Source organism: Burkholderia sp. SCN-KJ, assembly GCF_024656005.1.
Lineage (GTDB): Bacteria > Pseudomonadota > Gammaproteobacteria > Burkholderiales > Burkholderiaceae > Burkholderia.
The window spans coordinates 18,425-43,624 of the sequence record NZ_JANKOG010000001.1 but is presented as its reverse complement, the minus strand read 5'-3'; the positions used below and the strand labels follow the sequence as shown (position 1 = coordinate 43,624).

Annotated in this window: 17 protein-coding genes; 9 read left to right on the top strand and 8 right to left on the bottom strand. The window is 68.4% G+C overall.

Going from position 1 to position 25,200, the window contains the following annotated elements:
* Positions 1 to 134 precede the first annotated feature (134 nt).
* The 7 genes from NQV17_RS00135 to NQV17_RS00105 all read left to right on the top strand — a co-directional run bounded on the left by NQV17_RS00135 (position 135) and on the right by NQV17_RS00105 (position 8,497).
* Entirely contained in the window at positions 135 to 1,367 is a 1,233-nt protein-coding gene (locus NQV17_RS00135) for an aspartate aminotransferase family protein (RefSeq protein ID WP_044849125.1), read from the top strand.
* Between the two features lie 30 nt (positions 1,368 to 1,397).
* Positions 1,398 to 2,450: an arginine/ornithine succinyltransferase subunit alpha gene (gene aruF / locus NQV17_RS00130; protein WP_257767699.1), complete on the top strand. Its 1,053-nt coding sequence runs from the start codon at positions 1,398 to 1,400 to the stop codon at positions 2,448 to 2,450.
* Positions 2,447 to 3,478 (top strand): arginine N-succinyltransferase, encoded by a 1,032-nt coding sequence (astA, locus tag NQV17_RS00125; RefSeq protein ID WP_257767698.1) that lies wholly within the window; start codon positions 2,447 to 2,449, stop codon positions 3,476 to 3,478. Before aruF ends, astA begins: the two co-directional genes overlap by 4 nt.
* 7 nt (positions 3,479 to 3,485) lie before the next feature.
* Positions 3,486 to 4,949, top strand: a complete 1,464-nt coding sequence (astD, locus tag NQV17_RS00120) for a succinylglutamate-semialdehyde dehydrogenase (protein WP_257767697.1) — start codon at positions 3,486 to 3,488, stop codon at positions 4,947 to 4,949.
* Between the two features lie 14 nt (positions 4,950 to 4,963).
* A complete protein-coding gene (gene astB / locus NQV17_RS00115) occupies positions 4,964 to 6,304 on the top strand; it encodes an N-succinylarginine dihydrolase (protein WP_257767696.1) in 1,341 nt (446 codons plus the stop codon).
* Positions 6,288 to 7,346, top strand: coding sequence for a succinylglutamate desuccinylase (astE, locus tag NQV17_RS00110; protein WP_257767695.1), 1,059 nt, complete (start codon positions 6,288 to 6,290; stop codon positions 7,344 to 7,346). Before astB ends, astE begins: the two co-directional genes overlap by 17 nt.
* 356 nt (positions 7,347 to 7,702) lie before the next feature.
* Positions 7,703 to 8,497: an ABC transporter substrate-binding protein gene (locus NQV17_RS00105; protein ID WP_257767693.1), complete on the top strand. Its 795-nt coding sequence runs from the start codon at positions 7,703 to 7,705 to the stop codon at positions 8,495 to 8,497.
* A 78-nt stretch (positions 8,498 to 8,575) separates the two neighbouring features.
* Here the strand turns inward: NQV17_RS00105 and NQV17_RS00100 are convergent, their stop codons facing one another.
* Positions 8,576 to 10,096: an HDOD domain-containing protein gene (locus tag NQV17_RS00100; protein WP_257767691.1), complete on the bottom strand. Its 1,521-nt coding sequence runs from the start codon at positions 10,094 to 10,096 to the stop codon at positions 8,576 to 8,578.
* A gap of 27 nt (positions 10,097 to 10,123) precedes the next feature.
* Complete coding sequence (gene cdpA, locus NQV17_RS00095) at positions 10,124 to 11,863, bottom strand: cyclic di-GMP phosphodiesterase CdpA (RefSeq protein WP_257768791.1); 1,740 nt, start codon at positions 11,861 to 11,863, stop codon at positions 10,124 to 10,126.
* 279 nt (positions 11,864 to 12,142) lie between these two features.
* On the opposite strand from cdpA, the gene NQV17_RS00090 reads away from it, so the two are divergent.
* Positions 12,143 to 12,694 (top strand): peroxiredoxin, encoded by a 552-nt coding sequence (locus tag NQV17_RS00090; RefSeq protein WP_257767689.1) that lies wholly within the window; start codon positions 12,143 to 12,145, stop codon positions 12,692 to 12,694.
* Positions 12,695 to 12,809: 115 nt separating this feature from the next.
* Here the strand turns inward: NQV17_RS00090 and NQV17_RS00085 are convergent, their stop codons facing one another.
* Complete coding sequence (locus tag NQV17_RS00085; protein WP_257767687.1) at positions 12,810 to 13,439, bottom strand: NAD(P)H-binding protein; 630 nt, start codon at positions 13,437 to 13,439, stop codon at positions 12,810 to 12,812.
* A gap of 252 nt (positions 13,440 to 13,691) precedes the next feature.
* Here NQV17_RS00085 and NQV17_RS00080 point away from each other — a divergent pair, with 252 nt between their 5' ends.
* The gene (locus tag NQV17_RS00080; RefSeq protein ID WP_257767685.1) at positions 13,692 to 15,212 is read left to right on the top strand and encodes an NYN domain-containing protein; all 1,521 of its coding nucleotides are present in this window, start codon (positions 13,692 to 13,694) and stop codon (positions 15,210 to 15,212) included.
* A 104-nt stretch (positions 15,213 to 15,316) separates the two neighbouring features.
* On the opposite strand, the gene NQV17_RS00075 is transcribed toward NQV17_RS00080, so the two are convergent.
* The 5 genes from NQV17_RS00075 to NQV17_RS00055 all read right to left on the bottom strand — a co-directional run bounded on the left by NQV17_RS00075 (position 15,317) and on the right by NQV17_RS00055 (position 24,822).
* The gene (locus tag NQV17_RS00075; RefSeq protein WP_374692660.1) at positions 15,317 to 15,700 is read right to left on the bottom strand and encodes a VOC family protein; all 384 of its coding nucleotides are present in this window, start codon (positions 15,698 to 15,700) and stop codon (positions 15,317 to 15,319) included.
* Between the two features lie 114 nt (positions 15,701 to 15,814).
* Complete coding sequence (locus NQV17_RS00070; RefSeq protein WP_257767683.1) at positions 15,815 to 19,123, bottom strand: efflux RND transporter permease subunit; 3,309 nt, start codon at positions 19,121 to 19,123, stop codon at positions 15,815 to 15,817.
* 104 nt (positions 19,124 to 19,227) lie between these two features.
* The gene (locus NQV17_RS00065; RefSeq protein WP_257767682.1) at positions 19,228 to 22,341 is read right to left on the bottom strand and encodes an MdtB/MuxB family multidrug efflux RND transporter permease subunit; all 3,114 of its coding nucleotides are present in this window, start codon (positions 22,339 to 22,341) and stop codon (positions 19,228 to 19,230) included.
* A 15-nt stretch (positions 22,342 to 22,356) separates the two neighbouring features.
* Positions 22,357 to 23,724, bottom strand: a complete 1,368-nt coding sequence (locus tag NQV17_RS00060; protein ID WP_257767681.1) for an MdtA/MuxA family multidrug efflux RND transporter periplasmic adaptor subunit — start codon at positions 23,722 to 23,724, stop codon at positions 22,357 to 22,359.
* 273 nt (positions 23,725 to 23,997) lie between these two features.
* Entirely contained in the window at positions 23,998 to 24,822 is an 825-nt protein-coding gene (locus NQV17_RS00055; RefSeq protein ID WP_257767680.1) for an IclR family transcriptional regulator, read from the bottom strand.
* Positions 24,823 to 25,200: the final 378 nt, after the last annotated feature.

Sequence of the window (25,200 nt, the reverse complement as noted above, 5' to 3'; positions counted from 1 at the left end):
CCCGCCGGGGAGAGGCAAAATAAAGCGCCCTATCCGCTTCCGATAGAACCCGTCGCAATTCCGCAAGACGCTTGCGTCACCCTTACCTAAACTTGATCCTGTTGAACCCTCTTACGAAACCGAAAGGAACGACCATGACGACCTCGACCGTGACCCGCCAGACATTCGACGAAGTGATGGTGCCGGTATTCTCCCCCGCGCCGTTCGTGCCGGACCGTGCAGAGGGCTCGCGCGTGTGGGACACGGCCGGCCGCGAATACGTGGATTTCGCCTGCGGCATCGCCGTCACGTCGCTCGGCCACGGCCACCCGGAACTGCTGAAGGTCCTGGACGAACAAGGCCGCAAGCTCTGGCACATCGGCAACGGCTACACGAACGAGCCGGTGCTGCGCCTCGCGAAGCGCCTCGAAGCGCTGACCTTCGCCGACCGCGCGTTCTTCGCGAACTCGGGCGCGGAAGCGAACGAAGCCGCCCTCAAGCTCGCGCGCCGCGTCGCATTCGACCGCCACGGCGCCGACAAATACGAAATCGTGTCGTTCGTCCAGTCGTTCCACGGCCGCACGTTCTTCACGGTCAGCGTCGGCGGCCAGCCGAAATACTCGGAAGGCTTCGGCCCGGTGCCGGAAGGCATCAAGCACCTGCCGTTCAACGACATCGAAGCGGCCAAGGCCGCGATCGGCCCGCAAACCTGCGCGGTGATCGTCGAGCCGGTGCAGGGCGAAGGCGGCGTGATCCCGGCCGATCCGGCCTTCCTGAAGGCACTGCGCGAAGCGTGCGACGCCAACGACGCAGTGCTGATCTTCGACGAAGTGCAGACGGGCGTCGGCCGCACGGGCCAGTTCTACGCATACATGGACACGGGCGTCACGCCGGACATCCTCACGACCGCGAAGGCACTCGGCAACGGTTTCCCGATCGGCGCGATGCTGACGACGAACGAACTGGCCGCCCACTTCAAGGTCGGCGTGCACGGCACGACGTACGGCGGCAACCCGCTCGCGTCGGCGATCGCGGACAAGGTCGTCGAGCTGATCGGCGACCCGGCGCTGCTCGAAGGCGTGCGCGAACGCAGCGTGCGCCTGAAGGGCGCGCTGGAACGCATCAACGCACGCTTCGGCATCTTCAAGGACATCCGCGGCAAGGGCCTGCTGGTCGGCGCGGAACTCACCGCCGCATTCGACGGCCGCGCGAAGGACTTCGTCACCGCCGCCGCCGAGAACGGCCTGATCATGCTGATCGCGGGCCCGAACGTGCTGCGCTTCGTGCCGTCGCTCGTGATCCCGTTCGACCTGCTCGACGAAGGCGTGAAGCGCTTCGAGAAGGCAGTCGAGCAGGTGCTCGCGGCCCAGGAAGCCACCGCGCGCTGAGCGTCGCGCCCATCGCAGACAGGAACGACGATGCTATTTGTTCGCCCCGGCAAACTCACGGATCTCGATGCGCTCGCGCACATGGCGCGCACCGCGCAGCCGGTCCTGCACTCGCTGCCGCACGATCGCGCGGCGCTCGAAGCGCGTGTGGCGCTCTCCGAGGATTCGTTTCGCGCGGACGTCGACTTCGCCGGCGAGGAGTTCTATCTCTTCGTGCTCGAGGATTCGTCGACGGGCAAGCTGCTCGGCACGGCGAGCATCGTGGCCGCGGCCGGCTACTCGGAACCGTTCTACGCATTCCGCAACGATGCACTGATCCACGCGTCGCGCGAGCTGCACGTGAACCGCAAGATCCATGCGCTCACGATGTCGCACGAGCTGACCGGCAAGAGCCGGCTGGCGGGCTTCTACGTCGATCCGTCGCTGCGCGGCGACGCGGCCGCGCACCTGATCTCGCGTGCGCGGATGATGTACATCGCCGCGAACCGCCGCCGCTTCACGCCGGAAGTGTTCACGCTGCTGCTCGGCGTGAGCGACAGCACGGGCGCATCGCCGTTCTGGGAAGCGGTGGGCCGCAAGTTCTTCGGCCGCAACTTCACCGACGTCGACATCGCGTCGGGCGGCCGCAGCCGCACGTTCATCGCGGAAGTGATGCCGGCGTATCCGCTCTACGTGCCGCTGCTGCCGGAAGCCGCGCAGCGCGTGCTCGGCGAGCCGAACGAAACGGCGCTGCTCGCGTACGACATCCATCTCGAGGAAGGCTTCGAGCCGGACCGCTTCGTCGACATCTTCGACGCGGGCCCCGTGCTGACCGCGCAGGTCGACCGCACCGCATGCGTGAAGCACGGCGCGGAGCGCACGGTGCGCGAAGCCGCGCATCAGCAGGGCGACGTCGCGTACATGGTGTCGACCGGCAGCGGCGAATCGTTCCGCTGCGTGCTGGCCGACCTGCCGGGCGATACGGCCGACGCGCCGCTCGCCGGCGACGCGCGCGCGGCGCTCGATGTGAAGGAGGGTGATGTCGTGCGCTGCGTGCCGCTGCACCGCCGCGACGATGAAGACATGAAGGGAGACGCAGCATGATCGTCGTTCGGGTCGTACAAACGGGCGACGTCGACGCGCTCGTGTCGCTCGCGAAGGAAACCGGGCCGGGCCTGACCACGTTCAAGCCCGATCGCGACGCGCTCGCCGCGCGCATCGAACGCACGCGCCGCACGCTCGACGGCGAGGCCGCACCGGGCGAGGCCGGCTACTTCTTCGTGATGGAAGAATCGAAGACGGGCGACATCGCGGGCGTGTGCGGGATCGAGACGCAGGTCGGCCTCGAACAGCCGTTCTACAACTACCGCGTGAGCACGGTCGTGCACGCGAGCCAGGAGCTCGGCGTGTGGACGCGGATGTCCGCGCTCAACATCTCGCACGACCTGACGGGCTACGCGGAAGTGTGCTCGCTGTTCCTGAGCCCGCGTTACCGCACGGGCGGCGTCGGCGGCCTGCTGTCGCGCTCGCGCTTCATGTTCATCGCGCAGTTCCGCGAACGCTTCCCGGAACGCATCTGCGCGGAGCTGCGCGGCCACTTCGACGAGGATGGCACGTCGCCGTTCTGGCGCGCGGTCGGTTCGCACTTCTACCAGATCGATTTCAACGCGGCGGACTACCTCAGCTCGCACGGCCGCAAGTCGTTCCTCGCGGAACTGATGCCGCGCTATCCGGTGTACGTCGACCTGCTGCCGCAGGACGCGCAGGACGCGGTCGGCCTCACGCACCGCGACACGCTGCCGGCCCGCAAGATGCTCGAGGCCGAAGGGCTGCGCTACCAGAACCACGTCGACATCTTCGACGCGGGCCCGGTGCTCGAATGCCACATCAACGACCTGCGCACGGTGCGCGAGAGCGTCGTCGTGCCGGTCGCGATCGGTGTGCCCGATGCACGGGAAGATATGCCGAAGTCGCTCGTGTCGAACACGTCGCTGAACGATTTCCGCGTCGGCGTCGCGCCGGGCGTGGTCGCGAACGGGTCGTTCGTGCTGTCGGCCGACGATGCCGCCGCGCTCGACGTGAAGGCCGGCGATCCGGTCCGCGTGCTGCCGCTCAAAGTCAAACAGGGATAAACGAATCATGACGGAACTCTTCATCGACGGCGCCTGGGTCGCAGGCTCGGGCCCCGTCTTCGCTTCGCGCAACCCGGGCACCGACGCGATCGCATGGCAGGGCGAAAGCGCGTCGGCGGCCGACGTCGACCGCGCGGTCGCAAGCGCGCGCCGCGCGTTCGCCGGCTGGTCGGCGCTCGACTTCGAAGCGCGCTGCGAAATCGTCAAGCGCTTCGCCGCGCTGCTCACCGAACGCAAGGAAGCGATCGCGACCGCGATCGGCCGCGAGACCGGCAAGCCGCTGTGGGAAGCCCGCACCGAAGTCGCGGCGATGGCCGCGAAGGTCGGCATCTCGATCCAGGCCTACCAGGAACGCACCGGCGAGAAGCGCCAGGACATGGCCGACGGCGTCGCGGTGCTGCGCCATCGCCCGCACGGCGTCGTCGCGGTGTTCGGTCCGTACAACTTCCCCGGCCATTTGCCGAACGGTCATATCGTGCCGGCGCTGATCGCGGGCAACACGGTCGTGTTCAAGCCGTCGGAGCTCGCGCCGGGCGTTGCGCGCGCGACGGTCGAGGTGTGGCAGGAAGCCGGTCTGCCGGCCGGCGTGCTGAACCTCGTGCAGGGCGAGAAGGACACGGGCATCGCGCTCGCGAATCACCGGCAGATCGACGGGCTGTTCTTCACCGGCAGCTCGGATACCGGCACGCTGCTGCACAAGCAGTTCGGCGGCCGTCCGGAAATCGTGCTCGCGCTCGAGATGGGCGGCAACAACCCGCTCGTGATCGGCGAAGTCGAGGACGTCGACGCGGCCGTGCATCACACGATCCAGTCGGCGTTCCTGTCGGCCGGCCAGCGCTGCACGTGCGCACGCCGCATCTTCGTGCCGCAGGGCGCGTTCGGCGACCGCTTCCTCGCACGCTTCGCCGACGTCACGTCGAAGATCACGGCCGACGTGTTCGACGCCGATCCGCAGCCGTTCATGGGCGCGGTGATCTCGGCACGCGCGGCCGCCAAGCTCGTCGACGCGCAGTCGCGCCTGATCGAGCAGGGCGCGAAGCCGATCATCGCGATGACGCAGCGCGATCCGCGCCTGGGCTTCGTGAACGCGTCGATCATCGACGTAACCGGCGTGGCGAACCTGCCCGACGAGGAGCACTTCGGCCCGCTCGCGCAGATCGTCCGCTACGCGACGTTCGACGAAGCGATCGAGCGCGCGAACGACACGGCGTTCGGCCTGTCGGCCGGCCTGCTCGCCGATGACGCCAACGCATGGGACCACTTCCGCCGCACGATTCGTGCGGGGATCGTCAACTGGAACCGCCCGACCAACGGCGCATCGTCCGCCGCGCCGTTCGGCGGCACGGGCCGCTCGGGCAACCATCGGCCGAGCGCGTACTACGCGGCCGACTATTGCGCATATCCGATGGCGTCGGTGGAAAGCACCCAACTGACCTTGCCCGCGAGCCTGTCGCCGGGCCTGCATTTCTGATCGAGGGAACGACGATGAACGCACAAGAAGCCAATTTCGACGGACTCGTCGGCCCGACCCACAACTACGCCGGGCTGTCGTTCGGCAACGTGGCGTCGCTCAACAACGAGAAGTCGGCCGCGAATCCGAAGGCCGCCGCGAAGCAGGGGCTGCGCAAGATGAAGCAGCTCGCGGATCTCGGCTTCGCGCAAGGCGTGCTGCCGCCGCAGGAGCGCCCGTCGCTGCGCCTGCTGCGCGAGCTCGGCTTCTCCGGCAAGGACGCGGACGTGATCGCGAAGGCCGCGAAGCAGGCGCCCGAGCTGCTCGCCGCGGCGAGCTCGGCGTCGGCGATGTGGACCGCGAACGCGGCGACCGTCAGCCCGTCGGCCGACACGAGCGACGGCCGCGTGCACTTCACGCCGGCCAACCTGTGCAGCAAGCTGCATCGCGCGATCGAGCACGAAGCGACGCGCCGCACGCTGTCGACGCTGTTCGCCGATCCCGCGCACTTCGCGGTGCACGAGGCGCTGACGGGCACGCCGGCACTCGGCGACGAGGGCGCGGCCAACCACACGCGCTTTTGCGCCGAATACGGCCTGCCGGGCGTCGAGTTCTTCGTGTACGGCCGCGCGGAATACCGCCGCGGCGTGGAGCCGAAGCGCTTCCCGGCGCGCCAGACGTTCGAGGCGAGCCGCGCGGTCGCGCATCGCCACGGTCTCGCCGAAACGGCGACGGTCTATGCGCAGCAGGATCCGGACGTGATCGATGCAGGCGTGTTCCACAACGACGTGATCTCGGTCGGCAACCGCGACACGCTGTTCACGCACGAGCGCGCGTTCGTCAACAAGCAGGCGATCTACGACACGCTGACGGCCACGCTCGACGCGCGCGGCGCGCGGCTGAACGTGATCGAGGTGCCCGATGCGGCCGTGAGCGTGAACGATGCGGTCACGTCGTACCTGTTCAACAGCCAGCTGCTGTCGCGCGCCGACGGCTCGCAGGTGCTCGTCGTGCCGCAGGAATGCCGCGAGAACGCGAACGTCGCCGCTTATCTCGACCAGCTGGCGGCCGGCAACGGCCCGATCCGCGACGTGCTCGTGTTCGACCTGCGCGAAAGCATGAAGAACGGCGGCGGCCCGGCTTGCCTGCGCCTGCGCGTCGTGCTGAACGACGTCGAGCGTGCGGCCGTCACGTCGAACGTGTGGATCAACGACACGCTGTTCGCGTCGCTCGACGCATGGATCGAAAAGCACTACCGCGACCGTCTCGCACCGGAAGACCTCGCCGATCCGACGCTGCTCGACGAATCGCGCACGGCGCTCGACGAGCTCACGCAGATCCTGCGCGTCGGGTCGCTGTATGACTTCCAGCGCTGAGTCCCGCGTGCCGGCCGCCGCGCTGCTCGACGACTTCCTCGCGTTCACGCTCGCGGGCGACGCGCCGGCCGTGAAGGTCGGCACGTGCGCGAACGGTGCGGTGCGCTGGCAATGGCTCGGCGACGGGCTGCTCGCGCTCGAGCCGGCAGCGGATGAAGCGGGCGATGCGGCGCGTGCGAGCGTGCTCGTGTCGGCCGGCGTGCATGGCGACGAGACCGCGCCGATCGAGCTGCTGTCGATGCTCGTGCGCGATCTCGCGGCGGGCACGCTGCCGCTCGCGTGCCGCCTGCTCGTCGTGCTCGGCAACGTGCCGGCGATGCGCGCGGGCGCACGCTATCTCGACGACGACCTGAACCGCCTGTTCAGCGGCCGTCACGCACAAGTGCCCGCGAGCCGCGAAGCGCCGCGCGCGGTGCAGCTCGAAGCGGCGGCCGCTGCGTTCTTCGCGGCCGCGCCGGCAGGCAGCGCGCGCTGGCACGTCGACATGCACACGGCGATCCGCGCATCGGTGTTCGAACAGTTCGCGCTGCTGCCCCACACGGGCACGCCGCCTGCCCGCAAGATGGTCGAATGGCTCGGCGATGCGCGCATCGCGGCCGTGCTGCTGCATACCGCGAAGGGCAACACGTATTCGCATTACACGGCCGAGCACTGCGGCGCGCTCGCGTGCACGCTCGAACTCGGCAAGGTGCGGCCGTTCGGCCAGAACGACCTGTCGCGCTTCGCGCCGGCGGACCGTGCGGTGCGCAAGCTCGTGTCCGGTGCGCCGCGCGACGTCGACGCCGCGTTGCCGCGCGTGTTCACCGTGATCGACCAGATCACGAAGCAGAGCGATGCGCTCGAACTGTTCGTCGCGGCCGACGTCGCGAATTTCACCGCGTTCGCGCGCGGCACGGTACTCGCGCAGGACGGCGACTACCGCTACACGGTGCAGCACGACGAGGAGCGCATCGTGTTTCCGAATCCGACCGTGAAGCCGGGTTTGCGCGCGGGGCTGCTCGTGGTCGATACGACGCGCGAGACGCTGGCCGCACTCGTCTGATCCAAGGCCGATGGCGCGTGGCTGCGGGGGCCGCGGCCCGCGCATCGTCCGGCCGCATTTCCCTTTCTTGCGATCGACGCCCGCATGCCGCGCAGACGGCCCGTGCGTCGCGCTTGCGTATTTGCGACATCGTCTTGCAAGTTCGACGGTTCACCCGGCCGTCATCGTGCACGCAGCGCAGCATCGCGGGCAGGCGGCCGCTTTGCCGTGCCGGGCCGCGCGGATTGGTACAATCGCGGCCTTGCGGCTGTTGCGCCGCATCAAGGCGCGGCATCGGCATTGGCGTCGTCATCCGACCCTGCGATGATGCATGCGCCCGTAGTTCCGGAACATTCGAGTATCGAGGAGAACACCTGATGAAGTTGGATTGGCGTAAAGTGGCCGCGCACGCGGTAGTGGCGGCATCGGCCGTGGCGGCAGGCGGTGCGATGGCAGCGGATCTGAAGGAGATCCGGTTCGGCGTCGAGGCCTCGTACGCGCCGTTCGAATACAAGACGCCCGACGGCAAGCTGACCGGCTTCGACATCGACATCGGCAACGCGGTGTGCGCGAAGCTGAAGACGAAGTGCGTGTGGGTCGAGAACGACTTCGACGGCCTGATCCCCGCGCTGCAGGCGCGCAAGTTCGACGCGATCAACTCGGACATGACGATCACCGATCAGCGCAAGCACGCGATCGCGTTCACCGATCCGATCTACACGATCCCGAACCAGCTGATCGCGAAGCAGGGCAGCGGCCTGCAGCCGACCCCGCAAGCACTGAAGGGCAAGCGCGTCGGCGTGCTGCAGGGCACGATCCAGGAAGCGTACGCGAAGAAGAAGTGGGCGCCGGCCGGCGTCGAAGTCGTGCCGTACCAGACGCAGGACCTGGCCTACGCCGACCTGAAGTCGGGCCGTCTCGACGCGGCGTTCCAGGATTCGGAGGCGGGCTCGAAGGGCTTCCTGTCGAAGCCGCAAGGCCAGGGCTTCGGCTTCGCCGGCGGCACGGTCAGCGATGCCGAGATCCTCGGTTCGGGCGTCGGCTTCGGTCTGCGCAAGAACGACGCGGCGCTGAAGACCGCGCTCGATCAGGCGCTGAAGGAACTGAAGGCCGACGGCACGATCGACAACCTCGCGAAGAAGTACTTCAGCGTGCCGGTCACGCTCAAGTAAGCGTTTCGATCCGTCGTACCTGCAGCCGGCCGCTTTTGCGGCCGGTTTGCTTTTGGGGCGCCGCCCGCATCGCGCCGATTACGCGGGAAAGAACCGCCCCAGTTCGCGCGCGAGTTCGTTGAGCACGCTCATCTCCTGCTGGGTGATCTTGCGCGCCGGCTGCGCGCCGGCCCAGTCGCCGTACAGCAGGCCGACCGTTTTCGCGCCGACGCGCACCGGCAGCAGCACGAACGCGCGCGTGTCCGGAAGCGCGTCGAGATACCACGCGGGCAGGCGCTTCACCATCTTTGGGTCCTGCGCCTGCTCGATGAAGATGCCGACCGAGTTCGTGATCGCGAGATGGAACACGTCCGGCTCGAAGCGCTCGTCGAAGCACAGCCGGTCGAGCGCCGCATCGACGCCCGGGCCGAAGCCGAGACGCGCGGCGAACGCGCCGTCTTCCCGGCGCACGAACATCACGGTGCGCGTGAACGCGAGGCCCGCGAGCAGGCTTTCCGACGCGAGCGCGAGCACCGGCGTCAGCACGTGCTCGGACGGCAGCGCGCGCAGGTCCGCGAGACCGGCCTCGAGGCACGCCTCGGGATCGGGCTGCGCCCGCGCGATCGCGTCGGCGTTCGCGCGCAGCTCGACGATCTCGCGCATCACGGTGTCGCTCGCTTCCTCGGATGCGAGCCGGTCGGCGATCGCCACCAGCGCGTCGGCGTCGATGTCCAGCTCCTGGCCGTAGTGCTGCGCGAGCAGCGCGATGTGCGCGTCGCGCTGCGGGCCCACGGGCATCGCGAGCGCACCGGCGACATCGGTCGAGCAGCGGCTCACCGCGCGCAGCCAGCGTACGCGGCCGGGGCTGTCGTCGGCGCACGCGTCGCGGGAGCGCTGGCGGTCGTCGTCGGCGTCGTCCTCGTCCTCGTCCTCGTCGAGGCTCGCGGCATGCGCGGTACGGCCGTCGTCGGCCATCCCGGCGCGGATCACGTCGGGCAGCCGCCAGCTCGCGGCGGCCTCGAGACCGATCTCGTCGAAGCCGACGCCGAGCACGTCGATGCACGCGGCCGCATCGTCGCCGTCCAGCTCGGCGGCGCGACGGCGGATCCGGTCCCATTCGCTGTCGAGATAGCAGACCACCAGCAGCTTGCCGACCTGGCGCATCAGCGTGCAGACGACGGCTTCCTCGCCGCCGCGCAGTTCCGCATGCTCGGTGAGCTTGCGGGCGACGCAGCCGGACAGCAGCGCGCGGTTCAACTCGAGCTTCGCGTCGATGCGGCGCGGCGTGCTGTGGTGGAAGTGATCGACGAGCTTCAGCCCGACGACGAGATGGCCGACCGTGTCCATGCCGAGCACCATCAGCGCCCGCGTGACGGTCGTGATGTTGCCGCCGAACGCCATGTACATCGCGGAATTGGCGAGCCGCAGGACTTTCTGCGTGAGCGCGAAGTCCGACAGCACGACGCGCACGAGCGCGGTGAAGTCGAGGTCGTCGTTCTTCATCGCGGCCATCGTCGCGCGCAGCGACTCCGACAGCAGCGGGAAGTCGCCCCGTTCGTTCATCCGGGCCCACAGCTTGTCGAGCAGCGCCGTGCGGGGCAGGTGTGCGGTGATTGACATACGGATCTATCCGGTTCGCCGCGCGCGTCAGGCGGCGTGCAGGCGCAGCTGCTGCGCCTCGAAGCGCCGTGCGAGTTCCTCGGACGGCAGCGCCTGGCACACGAGCCAGCCCTGGATGTGGTTGCAGCCCATCTCGGTCAGCAGTTCGCGCTGCGCCTCGGTCTCGACGCCTTCCGCGACGAGCTCGAGATCGAGCGTCTGCGCGAGGCCGACCACCGCCGACACGATCGCGCGGTCGTTGCGCGACGTCAGCAGGTTCTCGACGAAGCTGCGGTCGATCTTCAGCTTCGCGAGCGGGAAGCGCTGCAGGTAGGCGAGGCTCGAATAGCCAGTGCCGAAATCGTCGATCGCGAAGCGGATGCCGAGCTCGGTCAGCTCCTCGAGCAGCCCCTTTGCCTGCACCGGGTCGTGCATCAGCAGGCTTTCGGTGATTTCCAGCACGATGCGGCGCGGGTCGATGCCCGTCAGCGCGATCGCCTCGCGCACGCTCTGCGTGAAGCGCGGGTCGCGGAACTGCTGCGGCGACACGTTGACCGCCACGTACTGCAGCGCGAGCCCCTGGCGATCCCAGGCGACGAGCTGCATGCACGCGGCCTTGAGCACCCAGTTGCCGAGATAGTTGATCAGGCCGATCGATTCGGCGAGCGGAATGAAGGTCGCCGGCGGCACGAGGCCGTGCACCGGATGACGCCAGCGGATCAGCGCCTCGACGCCGTCCACCGCCCCCGACTGGCTGCGCGTGATCGGCTGGAAGTGGAGCGAGAACTCGCCGTTGCGCACGCCGTCGTACAGGTCGGCTTCGAGCTTGAGCCGCTCGGCGTCGGCCGGATCGTCGACCGGCGCGTGAAACGCGAGCGCGTTGCCGCCCGATGCCTTCGCCTGCGCGAGGGCGTGGTCGGCGCGGCGCAGCAGCGGGCTGTGGTGCTGCGCGCGATGGGACGCAGCCCGTTCGTCCGGGTACACGGCGATGCCGATGCTCGCGGACAGGTGGACGGTCTGCCCCTGGTACGCGTAAGGTTCGCGCACCGCGGCCTGCAGCCGGCGCGCGAGCGCGTCCGCGGCATTGCTCGCGTGTGCGCGGTCCGGTGCGGTGAGCACGACCGCGAACTTGTCGCTCGCGACACGCGCGAGCTGCTCGCCGGGCGCGACGAGCGCCTGCAGCCGCTGCGCGGTGTCGCGCAGCAGCGTGTCGCCGGCGTCGTAGCCGAGCGCGCGGTTGATGCGCTGGTAGTCGTCGAGGTCGAGCAGCAGCAGGGCGGCACAGGTGCCGCTTTCGTCGGCGGCCTGCTGGGCGCGCATCAGCGCCGGCACGAGTGCGGACAGGTTGCCGAGCCCCGTCATCGGGTCGTGGTGCATCTCGTAGGTCAGGCGGGCCTCGAGCGCACGCCAGGCCGACACGTCGAATGCCGCGATCGCGAAGCCGTCGACGCCGTGGTGGCGGCTCTTGAACGCGCGGACCTCGACGTCGAGCGGGTAGGTGAGCGACTTGACGATGCACATCGTCGCCTTCTCGACCTGGCCGGAGCGCGCGGCGCGTGCAAGCAGGCCTTCGAGCGTCGCGGTATCCTGTTCCGCGATCAGGTCGCGCAGCGTCAGCGTGTGCAGGTAGTCGCGGTGATAACCGATGAAGCGCAGGCTCGCATCGGACACGTACAGGAAACGCAGCTCGCGGTCGACATGGGCGAGGAAGTCCACCGTGCCGACCGTCTGTTCCAGCCAGTTGCGCACGGTGTCGTCGCGGCGCGGCGCGCCGGCGCGCGCAGGCATCAGCGCGCCGCCCGACCAGGCGAAGCGGCGCAGCGTATGCAAGGCATTGCGCCAGGAGCCCTTGCGTGGCGTCTGTTTCCTGTTGGCTTCCATGTGTCTCGCTGACGTGAAGGGCTGGAACTGGTTGTCCGGAAGGAATAACGGCAGGCTGCGCGAAATCTTTAACCGGGCGGCCGCGGCTGGCACGGCCGCCGGACCGGGGCGTGTGCAGCGGCGTTCGACAGGCGAACGTCGCTGCGGCCTACATCGAGGCTGACTTTATAAGAAATGAGGACGCAGATGAAGCGAAAACTATTGGTGGGCGCCGCAGCGGCGCTGCTGGTGGCCGGCCATGCGCGGGTCGCGCAGGCGGAACTGAAGCCGGGCGACGCGGCGCCCGGTTTCACGACGCAGGCGTCGCTGGGCGGCAAGACTTACACGTACTCGCTGGCCGATGCGCTGAAGCGCGGGCCGGTCGTGCTGTACTTCTACCCGGCCGCGTTCACGAAGGGCTGCACCATCGAGGCGCACGCGTTCGCGGATGCGGTCGATCGTTACAAGGCTTACGGCGCGACGGTGATCGGCGTATCCGCGGACAACATCGACACGCTGACGAAGTTCTCCGTGAGCGAGTGCCGCAGCAAGTTCCCGGTCGCGGCCGATCCGGACGCGAAGATCATCCGCGAATACGATGCGAAGCTGCCCGCGCTCGATCGCGCGAACCGCGTGTCCTACGTGATTTCGCCGGAAGGGAAGGTGTTGTACAACTATACGAGCCTGTCGCCCGACAAGCATGTCGAGAACACGCTCGGCGCGGTGAAGGCGTGGGCCGACGCGCATCCGAAGCCGTAAGCAGTTGCCCGCAGGCGGTCAGCCTGCCGTCAAGCGGCCCGCCTCGCGGGCCGCAGGCGCGATGAAATGCGCCGCCCCATGGCGGCGCGGGCAGGCCGCGCAAGCCGGGCAGGTGTTACGCGCGCAATGCCTGTTCGATCGGCACGCTGCCGCCGACGAAGCCGATGACCTTGCGCGAAATGCCGAGCTTGATCGCCTCGATCGCGGCCCACGCGACATCCTGGCGCGACACCGGCGGTGCCGCGTCGAGCGGCTCCTCGGTCAGCGCGATCTTGCCGACGCCCGGGCGGTCCGCGAGCGGGCCGGGGCGCAGGATCACGTAATCGATGCCCGACGCGATCACGCGGTCGTCACCTTCGCGCTTCATCTGCGAGTAGTGGCGCAGCGCGTCGCCGCTGCGCTCCGGCCAGTACGCGGTCAGCGAACTGATCACGACCAGCTTCTGCACGTTGTAGGCGAGCGCATGCTCGGCCGTGCGCGCGACCGCGTCGCGGTCGATCTGCTCCTCTTCGGCGGCGCCTTCCGATTCCGCCGAGCCGGCCGCGTAGATCACGTGCGTGATGCCCTGGAACGCGTGCGAGAAATCGCCCGTCAGATCGGCCTCGACGACCTTCGCGCCCGGCAGCGCATAGCCGTGCCGGCGCACCAGCGCAGTCACCTCGAATTCCGGCTGTTCGAGCAGCAGATCCGCGCAGGCCCGGCCGGTGCGGCCGGTCGCGCCAATCAGCAATACCTTCGTCGTCATGAAACCGCTCCTTGCTCGATGCGTCATCCTTCCAGATAGGGACGGACGACCGATACTCAAGTGTATGTCGATCGGGGCGGCGGCGCTCGGGTAATTGGGGCTGTACCGCACCGAAACAGCTGGCGCGGCGCCCCGTCTCCGCGCGCTCGCGCGCACGGATCGCGGAATCGCCCCGCCGACCGGCTATCATGTGCGCGATGCATTTTTCGCCGCCAGGCAATACAACGCGGCGGCCAACCGGTTGGAGTACACATGGCATTACCCCTGGACAACGTCAGCATGGCCGTGTTCTGCGACTTCGAGAACGTCGCGCTCGGCGTACGCGACGCGAAGTACGAGAAGTTCGACATCAAGCCCGTGCTGGAGCGGCTGCTGCTGAAGGGCAGCATCGTCGTGAAGAAGGCGTATTGCGACTGGGAGCGCTACAAGGGCTTCAAGGCCTCGATGCACGAGGCGAGCTTCGAGCTGATCGAGATTCCGCACGTGCGCCAGTCGGGCAAGAATTCGGCCGACATCCGGCTCGTCGTGGACGCGCTCGATCTCTGCTACACGAAGTCGCACGTCGATACGTTCGTGATCATCAGCGGCGACTCGGATTTCTCGCCGCTCGTGTCGAAGCTGCGCGAGAACGCGAAGAAGGTGATCGGGGTCGGCGTGAAGAAGTCGACGTCGGACCTGCTGGTCGCGAACTGCGACGAGTTCATCTTCTACGACGATCTGGTGCGCGAGCAGCAGCGCGCGCTGGCGAAGCGCGAACAGCAGCGCACCGGCAACGGCGGCGCGAAGCGCGCCGACGAGCCGTCGCGCAAGCCGGAACTGGAAGTGCGCCGCAGCGAGGCGATCGCGCTCGCGGTCGAGACGTTCGATGCGCTGGCGTCGGAGCGCGACGACGTCGGCAAGATCTGGGCGTCGGTGCTCAAGAGCGCGATCAAGCGCCGCAAGCCGGACTTCAACGAGTCGTATTACGGTTTCCGCGCGTTCGGCAACCTGCTCGACGAAGCGCAGGCGCGCGGCCTGCTCGAGGTGGGACGCGACGACAAGTCCGGCGCGTTCGTGTCGCGGCCGCGCCAGTCCGCGGCGGCGGCCGAGCCGGTGGCGGTGGCGCGCGATACGGGCGGCGCGCAGCACGGTCACGGCGGGCGCCACGGGGAAGCCGCAACGGCCGAGCGCGAGCCGCGGCGCCGCGGGCAGCAGGCGGAAGCGGCGGTCGGCGAAAGCGTGCGGGCCGATGCGGACGAGGCGGACGTCGTCGACGTCGTGAACGAAGCGGCACGCGTGCCGGCCGCGACGGCCGACGCGAATGAGGCGGCCGACACGCACGGTGACGCAAAGGACGGCCGCAAGCGCGCGCGCAAGACCGCAGCGAAGAAGGCCGGCGCGAAAAAGGCCGGCGTGAAGCAGGCCGGCGATGCGAAGGGTGCCGGCCGTCACACGGCGGCGAATCCGGACGAGGCCGCGCACGGCGGTGCGAAGCACGGTGGCGACAAGCATGCGGAAGGCAAGCACACCGAAGGCAAGCAGGCAGTAGCGACGCATCGCGACGCGGACCACGGTGAGGACCGGCACGTCGCGGCGCAGCACGCGGCGCCGACGGCCGGCGAGTACGGTGCCTCGGCGGCTGCCGCGCAGCCGTCGCACGAAGCTGCACCGGCCGCCGAATCGACCGTTGAAGCGACCGCCGACGCAGCAGCTGGCGCCAAGCCGAAGAAGCCGGCCCGCAAGACGGCGACCCGCGCGCGCCGTCCGCGCAAGACGGCTGCCGCCGCCGAGTAACGTAGTCAGCGGGCGTCAGAGGGCGTCCGGGCGGGACGGCGTCCGACCGAGGGCGCTGCCCGTGCCGCCGCGTCGGCCGGTGCAACACCGGCCGACGCGCTTCGTTACCCGTTCAGCACGTACGGCCGCGTCATCACCTCGAGGAAGTGGCCGTCCGGATCGTCGAAATACACACCACGACCGCCGTCATGGCGGTAGATCTCACCGGGCTGCCGCTTCGCCGGATCGGCCCAGTGCGGCAGGCCGCGCGCGCGAATGCGCGCGAACACGCGATCGAAGCCGGCCTCGTCGGTCAGGAACGCGTAGTGCTGGGCCGTGATCTCTCCCTCTTTTTCATAAAAATCGAGCGACACGCCGTTGTCGAGCTGGACGACCAGCATCGCGCCGAACGGCGTCGGCGCCGGCAGTTCCAGAAGCTCGGTGAGGAAGCGGCTCGATGCGTGCTTGTCGCGGCACCAGACGATCGTATGGTTCAGCTGGACGTTCATGGCGGATCCCCGGGACGGGGCGCGAGGGTGGGCATGGACACACGATAGCCGATCGCCGCCGGCGTGCAAGCCTGTCAAGCGGCCGCGTGGCGCGGCCGCTTGCTCGTGATCCGCTTACTCCCCGGCCACCGCCGGTCCGCCCGAATTGCCGCGGCGGTTGCGGCGCTTTTCGCCCCACACGCGGAACCGGTCCATGTACAGATAGACGACCGGCGTCGTATAGAGCGTCAGCACCTGCGACATGATCAGGCCGCCCGCGATCGCGATCCCGAGCGGCGCGCGCAGCTCGGCGCCGTCGCCGTGGCCGAACGCGAGCGGCAGCGCGCCGAGGAGTGCCGCCATCGTGGTCATCATGATCGGCCGGAAGCGCAGCAGGCACGCCTCGTGGATCGCATCGAACGACGATTTGTTGCCGTTGCGCGTCTGGTCGATCGCGAAGTCGACCATCATGATCGCGTTCTTCTTCACGATACCGATCAGCAGGATCACGCCGATCAGCGCAATGATGCTGAACTCGGTCTTGAACAGCAGCAGCGCGAGCAGGGCGCCGACGCCGGCCGACGGCAGCGTCGACAGGATCGTGATCGGGTGGATGTAACTCTCGTACAGGATCCCGAGCACGATGTAGACGGCCAGCAGCGCCGCGAGAATCAGGATCGGCTGGTTGTTCAGCGATTGCTGGAACGCCTGCGCGGTGCCCTGGAAGCTGCCGACGATCGTTGGCGGCACGCCGATCTGCGCCATCGTCTGGTAGATCACCTGGGTCGCCTGCGACAGCGACACGCCCGGCGGCAGGTTGAACGAGATCGTCGTCGCGACGAACAGCCCCTGGTGGTTGACCGACAGCGGTGTCGTGCTCGGGCCGAAGGTCGCGATCGCGGACAGCGGAATCATCGTCGACTTCGACGTCGACACCGCCGCGCCCGACGACGCGCTCGACTTGCCGCTCGACGCGATCGAGTTCAGCGCCTGGTTGCGCGCGGAATCGGACGCGATCGCCGCGGCGCTCGTCGCGGCCGTGCCGGCGCTCGACGTGCCGGCCGAGGTCGCGACGAAGGTGCCGGCCGCGGCGTTGGTGGTCTGCGAGCCGTTCGCGCTGCCGCCCGACTTGCTGATCCACACCTGGTTCAGCATCTCGGGGCTCTGCCAGTATTTCGGCGCGATTTCCATCACGACGTGGTACTGGTTCAGCGGGTTGTAGATCGTCGAGACCTGGCGCTGGCCGAACGCGTCGTACAGCGTGTTGTCGATCTGCGCGGGCTTGATGCCGAGCCGTGCGGCGCTCGCGCGGTCGATCGTCACCATCGCCTCGAGGCCGCCTTGCTGCTGGTCGGAGTTCACGTCGGTCAGCTCGGCGCGCTTTTGCAGCGCCTCGGTCAGGAGCGGCGCCCACTTGTACAGCTCGGCGCTCGAATCGCCGAGCAGCGTGAACTGGTACTGCGCGCTGCTTTGCCGGCCGCCGACGCGGATGTCCTGCGCGGCCTGCAGGAACGTGCGCGCGCCCGCGACGTCCGACAGCGGCCTGCGCAGCTGCTGGATCACCTGGTCGGCCGACAGCTTGCGCTCGGTGCGGTCCTTCAGCGTGACGAACATGAAGCCCGAGTTGGTCTGGGTGCCGCCGGTGAAGCCCGCGACGCTCTTCACGTTCGGGTTCGCCTGCACGATCCGCATCATCTCGGCGAACTTCAGCTTCATCGCCTGGAACGAGGTCGACTGGTCGGCCTGGATGCCGCCGATCATCAGCCCGGTGTCCTGCTGCGGGAAGAAGCCCTTCGGCACGATGATGTACAGGTAGACGTTCAGCCCGATCGTCGCGAACAGGATCAGCAGCACCAGCAGCGGGCGGCGCAGCGCCCACGACAGCGAGCGCTCGTAGCCGCGCTGCATCCGCGTGAAGAAGCGCTCGAGGAAGCGGCCCAGGCGGCCTTCCTCCTGCACGTCGTGCGCTTCGCGCAGCAGCCGCGCGCACATCATCGGCGTGACGGTGAGCGACACCGCGAGCGACACGCCGATCGCGAGCGACAGCGTCAGCGCGAACTCGCGGAACAGGCGCCCGACGATACCGCCCATCAGCAGGATCGGCAGGAACACCGCGACGAGCGAGATGCTCATCGACAGCACCGTGAAGCCGACCTCGCGCGCGCCGTCGAACGCGGCCTGCAACCTCGGCTTGCCGTTCTCGATGTGGCGCGTGATGTTCTCGAGCACGACGATCGCATCGTCGACGACGAAGCCGGTCGCGACGATCAGCGCCATCAGCGACAGGTTGTCGATCGAGAAGCCGAGCAGGTACATCGCGCCGAACGTGCCGACGATCGAGATCGGCACCGCGACGCTCGGGATCAGCGTCGCGCGCCAGTTGCGCAGGAACAGGAACACGACCATCACGACCAGGCTGACCGCGATCAGCAGCGTGTGCTCGGTGTCCTTCAGCGACGCGCGGATCGTCGTCGAACGGTCGAGCACCGGCGTGACCGTGATGTCGGCCGGCAGCGACGCGGTGAGCTGCGGCAGCGCCGCGCGCACGCGGTCGATCGTCTCGATGATGTTCGCGCCGGGCGAGCGGTAGAGGATCACGAGCACCGCGCGCTTGCCGTTCGACAGACCGAGGTTGCGCAGGTCCTCGACGCCGTCCACGACCTCGGACAGGTCGGACAGCCGCACGGCCGCGCCGTTGCGGTAGGCCACGACCAGGTCGCTGTACTGCGACGCCTGCGACGCCTGGTCGTTCGTATAGAGCTGGAAGTGCTTCGGGCCGAATTCGATCGCGCCCTTCGGGCTGTTGGCGTTCGCGGACGCGAGCGCGGCCCGCACGTCCTCGAGGCCGATCCCGTAGTGGAACAGCGCATGCGGTTCGAGCTCGACGCGCACGGCCGGGTTCGCGGAGCCGCTCACCGACACCTGGCCGATCCCGTCGATCTGCGACAGCGACTGCTGCAGCACCGTCGATGCGGCGTCGTACAGTTTCGCGGGCGACGACGTTTCCGACGTGAGCGACACGATCATGATCGGCGAGTCGGCCGGGTTGACCTTGCGATACGTCGGGTTGCTCCTGAGCGACGCGGGCAGGTCGGCGCGCGCCGCGTTGATCGCGGCCTGCACGTCGCGCGCGGCGCCGTCGATGTCGCGGTTCAGCCCGAACTGCAGGATGATCCGCGCGTTGCCGACGGTGCTGGTCGACGTCATTTCGCTGACGTCGGCGATTGAGCCGAGGTGCCGCTCGAGCGGGCTCGTCACGCTGGTCGCGACTGTCTCGGGGCTCGCGCCGGGCAGCGACGCCTGCACCGAGATGGTCGGGAAGTCGACCTGCGGCAGCGGCGACACCGGCAGCCGGATGAACGCGAACAGGCCCGCGAGCGCGACGCCGAGCGCGAGCAGCGTCGTCGCGACGGGGCGGGTGATGAAGGGGCGCGACAGGTTCATGTCGGCACTCGCTGGGCCGCCGCGTGTTCCGACGGATGCGTTTTCGGGAGATGGGGGGGCTGCGCCCCCCCACGCGAACGAAGTGAGCGTGGGGGTCGTTTCATTTACGCATCCGTGCGCGTGCCGGCGGCCGGGCCGTGCCGCTCGAACCAGCCGCGCACGCGGCGCGCGAGGCTGTCGAAGCCGAGGTAGATCACCGGCGTCGTGAACAGCGTCAGCACCTGCGACACGATCAGGCCGCCCGCGATCGCGATCCCGAGCGGCTGGCGCAGCTCGGAGCCCGCACCCGCGCCGACGATCAGCGGCACCGCGCCGAGCAGCGCGGCGAGCGTCGTCATCAGGATCGGCCGGAAGCGCAGCAGGCACGCCTGGTAGATCGCCTCGCGCGGCGGCTTGCCTTCGACCCGCTCGGCTTCGAGCGCGAAGTCGATCATCATGATCGCGTTCTTCTTCACGATGCCGATCAGCAGCACGATCCCGATGATCCCGATGATGTCGAGGTCGTGCCCGGTGATCATCAGCGCAAGCAGCGCGCCGACGCCGGCCGACGGCAGCGTCGACAGGATCGTGATCGGATGGATGTAGCTCTCGTACAGCACGCCGAGCACGATGTACATCGTGACGACCGCCGCGAGGATCAGGAACAGCTGGTTCGACAGCGACGCCTGGAACGCGAGCGCGGCGCCCTGGAAGCGCGTCTGGAACGAGCCGGGCAGGCCGATGTCCTGCTCGGCGGCGCCGATCGCCTTCACGGCCTCGCCGAGCGACGCGCCCGGCGCGAGGTTGAACGAGATCGTCGTCGACGGGAACTGCGACAGGTGCGCGACGAGCAGCGGCGACGGCCGCTCGTGGAACGACGCGATCGACGACAGCGGCACCTGGCCGCCGCCCGCGGACGGCAGGTAGATGTCGCTCAGCGATTCGGCGTAATGCTGCTCCTTCGGCTCCGACTCGAGAATCACGCGATACTGGTTCGACTGCGTGAAGATGGTCGACACGATGCGCTGGCCGAACGCGTCGTACAGCGCGTTGTCGACGGTCGCCGGCGTGATGCCGAAGCGCGCGGCGCTCGCGCGGTCGATCTCGATGTAGACCGACTGGCCGTTGCTCTGCAGGTCGGTCGCGACGTCGGCGAGCGACGGCTCCTTCTGCAGCCGCGTGACGAGCTTCGGTACCCAGGTCGCGAACTCGTCCGGGTTCGGGCTCGTCAGCATGAACTGGTACTGCGTCGGGCTCACGGTCGAGTCGATCGTCAGGTCCTGCACCGACTGCATGAACAGCGAGATGCCGGTCACGTTCGCGACGCGCTGCTGCAGGTCGCGGATGATCTGCGCGGACGATTCGGAGCGGGCGTCGCGTGCCTTCAGGTTGATCAGCATCCGGCCGCTGTTCAGCGTGATGTTGCTGCCGTCGACGCCGATGAACGACGTGAGGCTCGCGACGTTCGGATCCTTCAGGATCTCGGCCGCGAGCGCCTGCTGGCGTTCGGCCATCGCGCCGTACGAGATCGACTGCGGCGCCTGCGTGATCGCCTGGATCACGCCGGTATCCTGCGCGGGGAAGAAGCCCTTCGGTATGAACACGTAGAGCAGGCCGGTCAGCACGAGCGTCAGCACCGCGACGACGAGCGTCGAGCGCTGGCGGTTCAGCACCCATTCGAGCGCGACCCCGTAGCGCGCGATCACCCGGTCGATCGCGCGGTGCACGCGCGCCTCGAAGCGGTGGCTCTCCGGCGGCGGCGAATGGCGCAGCAGCTTCGCGCACATCATCGGCACGAGCGTGAGCGACACGATCGCCGAGATCACGATCGTCACCGCGAGCGTGATCGCGAACTCGTGGAACAGCCGGCCGACCACGTCGCCCATGAACAGCAGCGGGATCAGCACCGCGATCAGCGACACCGTCAGCGAGATGATCGTGAAGCCGATCTGTCTCGAGCCCTTCAGCGCGGCCTCGAGGCCCGTGTCGCCTTCCTCGACGTAGCGCGCGATGTTCTCGATCATCACGATCGCGTCGTCGACGACGAAGCCGGTCGCGATGGTGAGCGCCATCAGCGACAGGTTGTTCAGCGAGAAGCCGGCCAGGTACATCACCGCGAGCGTGCCGATCAGCGACAGCGGCACCGACAGGCTCGGGATGATGGTCGCGTAGACGTTCGCGAGGAACAGGTACATCACCAGCACGACCAGCGCGACCGCGAGCAGCAGCTCGAACTGCACGTCGCGCACGGCGGCGCGGATCATCGTCGTGCGGTCGGTGACGATCTGCACGTCGAGCGCGGCGGGCAGCGTCTCCTGCAGCTTCGGCAGCTGCGCCTTGATCGCGTCGACGGTCGCGATCACGTTCGCGCCCGGCTGGCGCTGCACGTTCAGGATGATCGCGGGCTCCGCATTGACCCACGCGCCGAGCTTGGTGTTCTCGGAGCCGGCGACGATCTTCGCGACGTCGGTCAGCATCACCGGGCGGCCGCTCTTGTAGGCGACGACCGCGTCGTTGTATTGATCGGCGCTGGTGAGCTGATCGTTGGCATTGATCGTGTACGCGCGCGTCGGGCCGTCGAAGTTGCCCTTCGGCGTGTTCACGTTCAGGTTCGAGATCGTCGTGCGCAGGTCGTCGAGGTTCATCCCGTACTGCGCGAGCGCGGTCGGGTTCGCCTGGATCCGCACGGCCGGCCGGTTGCCGCCCGACAGGCTGACGAGGCCGACGCCCGCGATCTGCGAGATCTTCATCGCGAGACGCGTGTCGGTCAGGTCCTGCACCTGCGTGAGCGGCAGGGTCTTCGACGTGATCGCGAGGGTCAGCACCGGCGCGTCGGCCGGGTTGACCTTCGCGTAGATCGGCGGGGCCGGGAGGTCGGACGGCAGCAGGTTGCCGGCCGCGTTGATCGCGGCCTGCACTTCCTGTTCGGCGATGTCGAGCGGCAGGTCGAGCGAGAACTGCAGCGTGATCACCGACGCGCCGGCCGAGCTTTGCGACGACATCTGGTTCAGCGACGGCATCTGGCCGAACTGCCGCTCGAGCGGCGCGGTGACCGCCGACGTCATCACCTCCGGGCTCGCGCCCGGATAGAAGGTCTGGACCTGGATCGTCGGGTAGTCGACCTCGGGCAGGGCGGCGAGCGGCAGGAAGCGCAGCGCGACGAGGCCGGCCAGCATGATCGCCGCCATCAGGAGGGCGGTGCCGACCGGCCGGAGAATGAAGAGGCGGGATGGATTCATCGAGCGGCCCGCGCGTTACTGGGCCGCGGGGGCCGCTGCCTGCGACGCGCCGTGCTTGTGTCCGCCGCGGCGGACGGCCGCGCCCGATGCGCCGGACGCCGCGCCGGCGCCGTGCGCGCCCGACGCGCCTTTCGGCTTGTCGGCCGGGATCGTGATCTTTGCGCCTTCGCGCAGCCGGTCGGAGCCGTCGGTGACCACGCGCTCGCCGAGCGCGACGCCGCTGACGATGCTCGTGCGCTCGCCGTCGACCGGGCCGATCGTGACCTTGCGCACCGTCACCGTGTTGTCGGGCTTCACGATGTATACGAACTGGCCGATCGAGCCCGTCAGCACGGCGGCCGTCGGCACGATCGTCGCATCGCGCATCACGTCGACCAGCAGCCGCGCGTTCACGAACTGATTCGGGAACAGCAGCCCTTCCTTGTTATCGAAGGTCGCGCGCAGCTTGACCGTGCCGGTGCTGGTGTCGATCTGGTTGTCGAGCGTGGCGAGCGAACCCGTCTCGAGCGGCACCGTGTTGTTGCGGTTGTACGCGGTGACCGACAGTTTCCGGCCCGCGTTCACCTGCTTGACGATCTGCGGCAGGTTGTCTTCCGAGGTCGTGAAGATCACGCTCATCGGCTGCAGCTGCGTGATCACGACGATCCCGTTCGTGTCGCCCGGCGTCACGTAGTTGCCGGGGTCGACCTGGCGCAGGCCGACGCGGCCCGACACCGGCGCCGTGATGCGCGCGTACGCGAGGTTCAGCTTCGCGGAGTCGATCGCCGCCTGGTCGGTCTTCACCGTTCCTTCGTATTGCTTGACGAGCGACGCCTGGGTGTCGACCGTCTGCGACGCGATCGAATCCTGCGACAGCAGCGTCTGGTAGCGCTTCAGGTCGAGGCGGGCCGTCGCGAGCAGTGCCGAGTCGCGCGCGTGCGTGCCTTCGGCGTTCTCGAGCGCGACCTGGTACGGGCGCGGGTCGATCTGCGCGAGCAGGTCGCCCTTCCTGACGATCTGGCCTTCCTGGAACGCGACCGACTGCAGGTAGCCCGACAGCTGCGTCTTGACCGTCACGCTCGCGAGCGGCGTCACGGTGCCGAGCGCGGACAGCACGATCGGCATCTCGCCCTGCGTCGCGGTCGCGACCGATACGGGTTGCGGAACGTTCGCCATCGCGGCGGGGCCGCCGCGGCCGCGATGGCCGCCGCCTGCGCTCGCGCCGGAGGCCGCGCCGGCCGCCGCCTGCGCGTCGGCTTGCGAGCGGTTCCACGGGTGCCACCACAGCAGGCCGCCGATGACAACGACCGCGAGCGTCCCGATCACCAGCGTGCGGCGCGGCCGGCGCGCGGCGGGGGAGGCGGGATCCTTCGAAGGGGGCGTGGGCTTTTGTTGATTGTCCATCGGGTTCTGTCAGGAAGACGGCTCGGCAGGCCGGGAAACGGGCTCGAAACCGGGCTGGAAAACGGGCCTGGGCGGCGCAGGGGCATGCGGTGCCGGAAGGCCGGCTCGGTCCGGGCCCTTCCGGTCTGCGCGGAAAAAGAAAAGAGCGGTGCGCGCCGCGAATGCGGCGCGACGATGGGCATGATCCTACGTCCCGTCCCCGTTACAGTCCAGTCGCCTATCTTTCAACGGGTTACGGTCGTTACAGAACGCGACGGGGCGATGACGGATCGATTACACGGCGCTGCGCCGGGCCGGCGCGCCGCCGATCTCGCGGGTGATTTTCGCGATGCACTCGTGCAGCGCGGGCACCACGTGTTCCTGCAGCCATTCGGGCGGGCACTGACTGGATGCGCCGCCGCAGTTCACCGAATAGCGCTGGCCCGACGGGCCGACGAACCCGGCCGCGACCGCATTCAGCCCTTCGCGCCATTCGCCGATCGCGATCGCGTGGCCGGCGCGCATCGCGTCGTCGAGGCCGGGGGTCAGGCGCGCCGATACGTGCGGCCAGTCGTCGCCGGCCGTCGCGCGCAGCGCATCGAGCAGCGCGCGGCGCTCGTCGTCCTCCAGCGCCGCGAGATACGCGCGGCCGACCGCGGTGCGCGCGATGTCCATCCGCGAGCCGATCTCGAGGCGCGTGACGAGCACGGCCGAGCGCGGCCGGATCACGTCGATCGCGACCATGTCGAGCCGGTCGCGCACCGCGAGGTGCACCGACAGCGACGTGCGCTCGGCGAGTTCGATCATGAACGGCCGCGAGCGCGCGCGGATGTCGAAGTTGCGCAGGAAGCCGTGGCTCAGCTCCAGCACCGACGCGGTCAGCACGAAGCGCTCGCTGTCGGGCAGCTGGAACAGGAAGCCGGCGCTGACGAGCGTCGCCGTGATGCGCGACACGGTCGGCTTCGGGATGCCCGTCAATTCGGTCAGCTCGCGGTTGCTGACCGGGGCGTCGGCGGCCGCGATGCGGCGCAGCACGGCGAGGCCGCGCGCGAGCGCGGTGATCTCGTCCGGCGACGATTCGCGGTCTCGGGGCGCGGGAGGGGTTACAGATGTCGACACGAGGGATTCTCTCTATTTCCGAAACTCGATTTCAATTTTGTTGGTATTGTAGGATGATTGTCAAAAGATGCATGTTCCATGGGTGAATCGTTCATCCGATGCGATTTTACGGGTTCACCCTTGGTTTATTAGGAAAGTGCTCAAATGAGCCTTGCCGGAAAGTGAACAAACCGGTGCAAATACCGCTTGACTTGTCGGGCGGAAACGGAAAGAATGTCTCACGTTTTCGAAACATCGTTTCAGGAGTTTAACCGGCAACGGTGTTTCGCGCAGTCTCTCAGGTTCTAGCACGGCCCTCGGAATGGCTAGAACTTTTTTAGCGCCACGGTCTCCGTGGCGCTTTTTTTTGCCCGTCGTTCCCGTTGCAGCCCGGCAAGC